This is a genomic window from Roseomonas rosulenta (genome assembly GCF_016106005.1).
Classification (GTDB): domain Bacteria; phylum Pseudomonadota; class Alphaproteobacteria; order Acetobacterales; family Acetobacteraceae; genus Neoroseomonas; species Neoroseomonas rosulenta.
The window spans coordinates 1-4,826 of record NZ_JACADR010000311.1 but is presented as its reverse complement, the minus strand read 5'-3'; the positions used below and the strand labels follow the sequence as shown (position 1 = coordinate 4,826).

Here is a 4,826-nt window from a genome sequence, read left to right as displayed (position 1 = left end):
TGTGAGGCCGCTCGCGGCCTCCGGCGTGGCGCGCATCCAGGCGACCGGGGCGGCGGGCGCGGCGGCACCGGGTTCGGGTGGCGGCGATGGCGGGCGTTGACGGTCCCGACCGCGTCGCGCCCGCCGCGGCGCAGTCCAGCACGGCGGCCACCGACCGCGCGCCGCTGATCGCCTTCGTCACCGATGCGGACAGTGACGCCATCCTGCGCGAGACCCTGCTGGCCGAGATGGGCGAGGGTGCCGAGGTCCGCCGCGGCGACATCGTGGCCGCGACCAAGGCCTTGAAGCGCAGCAGCACGCCGCTTGCGCTCGTGGTGGATGTGTCGGGCGTGGACCAGCCGCTGACCGCGCTCGAGGAACTGGCGCTGGTGGTCGAACCTGACGTCCGCGTGCTGGTGATCGGCGAACGCCAGGACGCCGCCTTCTACCGCCAGCTCACCCGCGGGCTCGGGGTGCTGGAGTATCTGTTCAAGCCGCTCACGCAGGAGATGGTCGCGCGCCACCTGCTGCCCTACCTGCGCCAGGGCGCGACGCAGCGCGACATGCATCTGCGCGGCGGGCGCGTCATCACCGTGACCGGGGTGCGCGGCGGGGTCGGCGCCACCACCATCGCGGCCAACCTCGCCTGGCACCTGGGCGAGGAAGCGCGCCGCCACACCGTGCTCTACGATGCCGACCTGCATGCCGGGGCGGCCGCGCTGCTGCTCGGCGCGCGCACCACCAACGGGCTGCGCGCGGCGCTGGAACACCCCGAGCGCGTGGATGAATTGTTCGTCGAGCGCACCGCCCAGCCGGTGGGCGAACGCCTGCACGTGCTGGCCGCGGAGGAGAAGCCCGGCGAGGCGGTGGTGGCGCAGCCTGGCGCGGCCGCGCGGCTGATCACCATGCTGCGCCGGCGCTACAACTTCGTGGTGGTGGACCTGCCCGCGCGCAGCGCGCCGGCGGCGCGCGAGGTGCTGGACATGGCGCACCAGCGCATCCTGGTCACCGACCCATCGCTTGCCGGTGCGCGCGAGATGCTGCGCTACGGCGCGATCCCGAACGCCCCGACGCAGTCGCGCCGCGCCGTGACGGTGCTGAACTGCGTCGGTCAGCCGGGCCTGCTCACCCCCGCCCAGGTGAAGGAAGCGATGGGGGAGGAGCCCGACCTGCAGATCCCCTGGCTTCCGAAGGTGGTTCCCGCCGCGGCCGACCTTGGCGAGGCCGCCGGTGCGAAGCGCGGGCCCTTCCGTACCGCGCTGCTGAAGCTCGTGCAGGAGGTGGCCTCGATCCGCGCCGAGGGCGAGGAGCAGGCGAAGCGGGGGATGTTCGCGCGATGGTTCCGCTAGAGCATCCGGCACCCGCCTTCGGGCGGCTGGTCCGCAAGGACCTTGCCGTCACCGCGCCGACAGCCGCGCCCGAGGCGCCGCAACCCGAGGCGCCGGCCGTGCCCGCCACCGCGCTCACCCCGGTGCAGCGACAGAAGCAGGACCTGCGCGCGCTGTGCCTTGCGCGCATCGATCCCGCCTCGGTCGCAGCCCTGCCGCAGGAGGCGCTCTTCGCCGAGGTCGAGCGCATGATCGCCGAGATCGCCGACGGCCAGCGCATCGGCCTGTCCGCGCGCGAGCAGCGGGAAGTCGCGGCCGAGCTGGTCGACGACATGCTGGGTCTCGGCCCGCTCGCGCCGCTGCTGGAGGACGAGACCGTCACCGACATCATGGTGAACGGCCCCTTCCGCGTCTTCGTCGAACAGAAGGGTCGGCTCACTCAATCCAATGTCCGCTTCCGCGACGGCACGCACCTGGCCGGCATCGCGCAGCGCATCGCCGCCCAGGTCGGGCGGCGAATCGACGAGAGCAGCCCGATGGTCGACGCCCGCCTGCCGGACGGGTCGCGCGTCAACATCATCTTCCCACCGCTCTCGCTGCTTGGTCCCTGCCTGTCGATCCGCAAGTTCGCCAAGCGCAAGATCGACTTCCAGCAGATGGTGAGGAACGGCTCGATCCCGCCGGCGATGGGGCGCGTGCTGGAAATCGCCTCTCGCGCCAGGCTAAACATCATCATCTCGGGCGGCACGGGGTCGGGCAAGACCACCATGCTGAACGCGCTCTCGCGGCTGATCGATCCGACCGAGCGGATCGTGACCTGCGAGGACGCGGCGGAACTGCAGCTGCAGCAGCCGCATGTAATCCCGCTGGAGACGCGGCCCGCCAACCTCGAAGGGCGCGGGGAGGTGACGCAGCGCGACCTGGTCAAGAACGCGCTGCGCATGCGCCCGGACCGCATCATCCTTGGCGAATGTCGTGGCGCGGAAGCCTTCGACATGCTGCAGGCGATGAACACCGGCCATGACGGGTCGATGTCCACCATCCATGCCAACACCACGCGCGATGCCGTCACCCGCATCGAGAACATGGTGCTGATGGGCCAGAACAGCCTGCCCGCGCGCGCTATCCGTCAGCAGATAGTCTCGGCGGTGGACCTCATCATCCAGATCGAGCGCATGCGCGACGGCGTGCGTCGCGTGACGCAGCTGACGGAGGTCTGCGGCCTGGAAGGGGAGGTCGTGGTGCTCAACGACATCTTCCAGTGGGAATACGAGGGGGAGGAACCGGGCGGGAAGCTGCGCGGCACCTACCGCATCAGCCGCGCGCGGCCCGGCTTCGCGCCGCGCCTCGCCTATTTCGGGCTGGAGCGCGCCTGGTATGCGGCGCTGGAGGAGGACCCGTGAACGCCGCGGTACCTCTCCTGCTTGCGCTGCTTCTGGGCATCGGCCTGGCGTTGTGGGGGCTTCACAGCACCGGCAGCAAGGGGCGTGGGCGCCGGCTTGCGGCGCGCTTCGCGGCATACTCGCTGCCTCATGCGCGCGTGCGCATGACCAGTCGGCTTGCGCAGCGCGCGCCGCAGGCCAGCTGGATTCGCATCCCGGCGCCGCTGGAAGCGCGCCTCTCGGCGTTGTTCGGCTGGGATTCGGAACGGCTCGACCAGTATCCGGTGGCGCCGACGCTGATGGTTCTGCTGGCGGCGCTTCCGGCAATGGCCGGCGGCGCCTATGCGGCGAAGCTCGCGGGCGGGGTCGGATGGCTCTCGACCCTGCTGATGTGGGTGCTGTTGGCGCGCTGGATCTTCGCCGTCATCCACCGAAGGCGCGCCGACGCGCTCTACAAGCAGTTGCCCGATGCGCTCGGCATGGTGGTGCGCGCCGTGCGCGCCGGCATTCCGGTGGTCGCGGCGCTTCGAACCGTCGGGCGCTAGGTGCCGGATCCGACCGGGGTGGAGTTCCGCCGCCTGTCGGACCAGCTCGCGATCGGCATCACCATAGAGGATGCGCTGAAGCGCCTCGCGCGGCGCTCGGGGTTGCCGGAATATCGCTTCTTCGCGGTCTCGCTGACGCTGCAGAACAGCGCGGGCGGCAACCTGACCGAGACGCTCGACAACCTGGCGGACGTGGTGCGCAAGCGGGTGGCGACGCGCCAGCGGGGCCATGCGCTGGCCTCCCAGGCGCGGGCGAGCGCCTATGTGCTCTCGGCCGTGCCGGTCTTCGCGGCCTCGGCGCTCATGCTGATCAATCCGCGCTACGTGCTGGTGCTTTTCAACGATCCGCGCGGGAACATCGTGCTCGTCTGTGCCATCGCCTCGCTCGCAACCGGGCTCGGCACTATGAACGCGATCATCCGGCGGAGCCTGTCGTGAACCGGGTGCTTCTGATGCAGGCTGGCTTCGCGATCGTGGCGGCGATGCTGCTTTGCGTGGCGCTGCTGGTGCCGCGCATGCGCCGCGCGGAACGCCTGCAGGCGCGGCTCGCGACGTTGCGCGGGCTGGTCTCCCAGGCGCGACCGGATATGGCACCGCTGCCGCAGCGTATCGCACGCTCGGTCGGGCAGGCGGTGCTGTCGTCCGGGATCGTCAAGGGCGAGACGCTGGCCGAGCTCCAGCGCACCGTCGTCGCGGCGGGCTTCCGCGGCAGCCGGCCGGTCGCGGTGTTCATCGGCGCCAAGGTGATGCTGATGGTGGCCCTGCCGGTGCTGATGCTGCCGCTCTCGGCCGGCCTCGGCCCGATGGGGCGCAACCTCCTGGTGGCCGGCGCCGCGGTGGCGGGTCTCGTGCTGCCGGACATGATCCTGCGTCGCATGAAGGAGGCCCATGCGCGCCAGGTCGAGCGCGGCCTCGCGGATGCGCTCGACCTCATGGTGATCTGCGCCGAATCCGGCCTGCCGCTGGAAGCCGCGGTGGAGCGCGTGGCGACCGAGATGGCCGAGGCGAACCGTGCGCTCGCCGCCGAGTTCGCCAATGTCGGCACCGAGCTGCGCATCCTGTCCGACCGTCGCCAGGCCCTGCAGAACATGGGCGAGCGCACCGGGCTCGAATCCCTGCGGCGCCTGGGCGGGACGCTGGCGCAGACGCTGCAGTACGGCACGCCGCTGTCGCAGGCGCTGCGCACGCTGTCGGCGGAGCTGCGGCACGAGACACTGATGCGCTTCGAGGCGCGTGCGGCGCGGCTTCCCGCGCTGCTCACCCTGCCCACCATCGCGTTCATCCTGCCCTGCATCTTTCTCATTGTCGGCGGGCCCGCCGCGCTGCGGGTGCTCGACATCGCCGCGCGTCCCTGAAGGCGAAGGAGTTGGCATCATGCGCAAGACCCTGACCCCCGTGATCCTGTCGGCCCTGCTCGCGGCCTGCGGCGCGCCCGCTGCGGGCGATGCCGACCAGCAGGCGCGCATCGCCTCGGCGGCCATGGCCACGGGCAATCCCTCGGCCGCGCTGGCCGCCACAGCGGGTGCGGCGGCCGCCCATCCGCGCGACGGCGCGGCGCAGCTGCGCCACGCGGAGATGCTAGCGGCGGGCGC

Annotated in this window: 6 protein-coding genes; all 6 read left to right on the top strand. The window is 71.6% G+C overall.

Annotation, left to right across the window (positions count from 1 at the left end; all coding sequences use genetic code 11):
- The first annotated feature begins 86 nt into the window (after positions 1 to 86).
- On the top strand, positions 87 to 1,328 hold the full coding sequence (locus HW578_RS22920) for an AAA family ATPase (protein WP_198373030.1): 1,242 nt from the start codon (positions 87 to 89) through the stop codon (positions 1,326 to 1,328).
- Positions 1,316 to 2,710, top strand: coding sequence for a CpaF family protein (locus HW578_RS22915; protein WP_198373029.1), 1,395 nt, complete (start codon positions 1,316 to 1,318; stop codon positions 2,708 to 2,710). The genes HW578_RS22920 and HW578_RS22915 overlap by 13 nt, the downstream gene beginning before the upstream one ends.
- The gene (locus HW578_RS22910) at positions 2,707 to 3,234 is read left to right on the top strand and encodes a type II secretion system F family protein (protein ID WP_198373028.1); all 528 of its coding nucleotides are present in this window, start codon (positions 2,707 to 2,709) and stop codon (positions 3,232 to 3,234) included. The genes HW578_RS22915 and HW578_RS22910 overlap by 4 nt, the downstream gene beginning before the upstream one ends.
- Before the next feature lie 18 nt (positions 3,235 to 3,252).
- A complete protein-coding gene (locus HW578_RS22905) occupies positions 3,253 to 3,672 on the top strand; it encodes a type II secretion system F family protein (RefSeq protein ID WP_198373027.1) in 420 nt (139 codons plus the stop codon).
- Positions 3,669 to 4,589, top strand: coding sequence for a type II secretion system F family protein (locus HW578_RS28500; protein ID WP_198373026.1), 921 nt, complete (start codon positions 3,669 to 3,671; stop codon positions 4,587 to 4,589). Before HW578_RS22905 ends, HW578_RS28500 begins: the two co-directional genes overlap by 4 nt.
- Before the next feature lie 19 nt (positions 4,590 to 4,608).
- Positions 4,609 to 4,826 (top strand): hypothetical protein (locus HW578_RS22895; protein WP_198373025.1); only part of this gene is annotated, 218 nt, incomplete at its 3' end.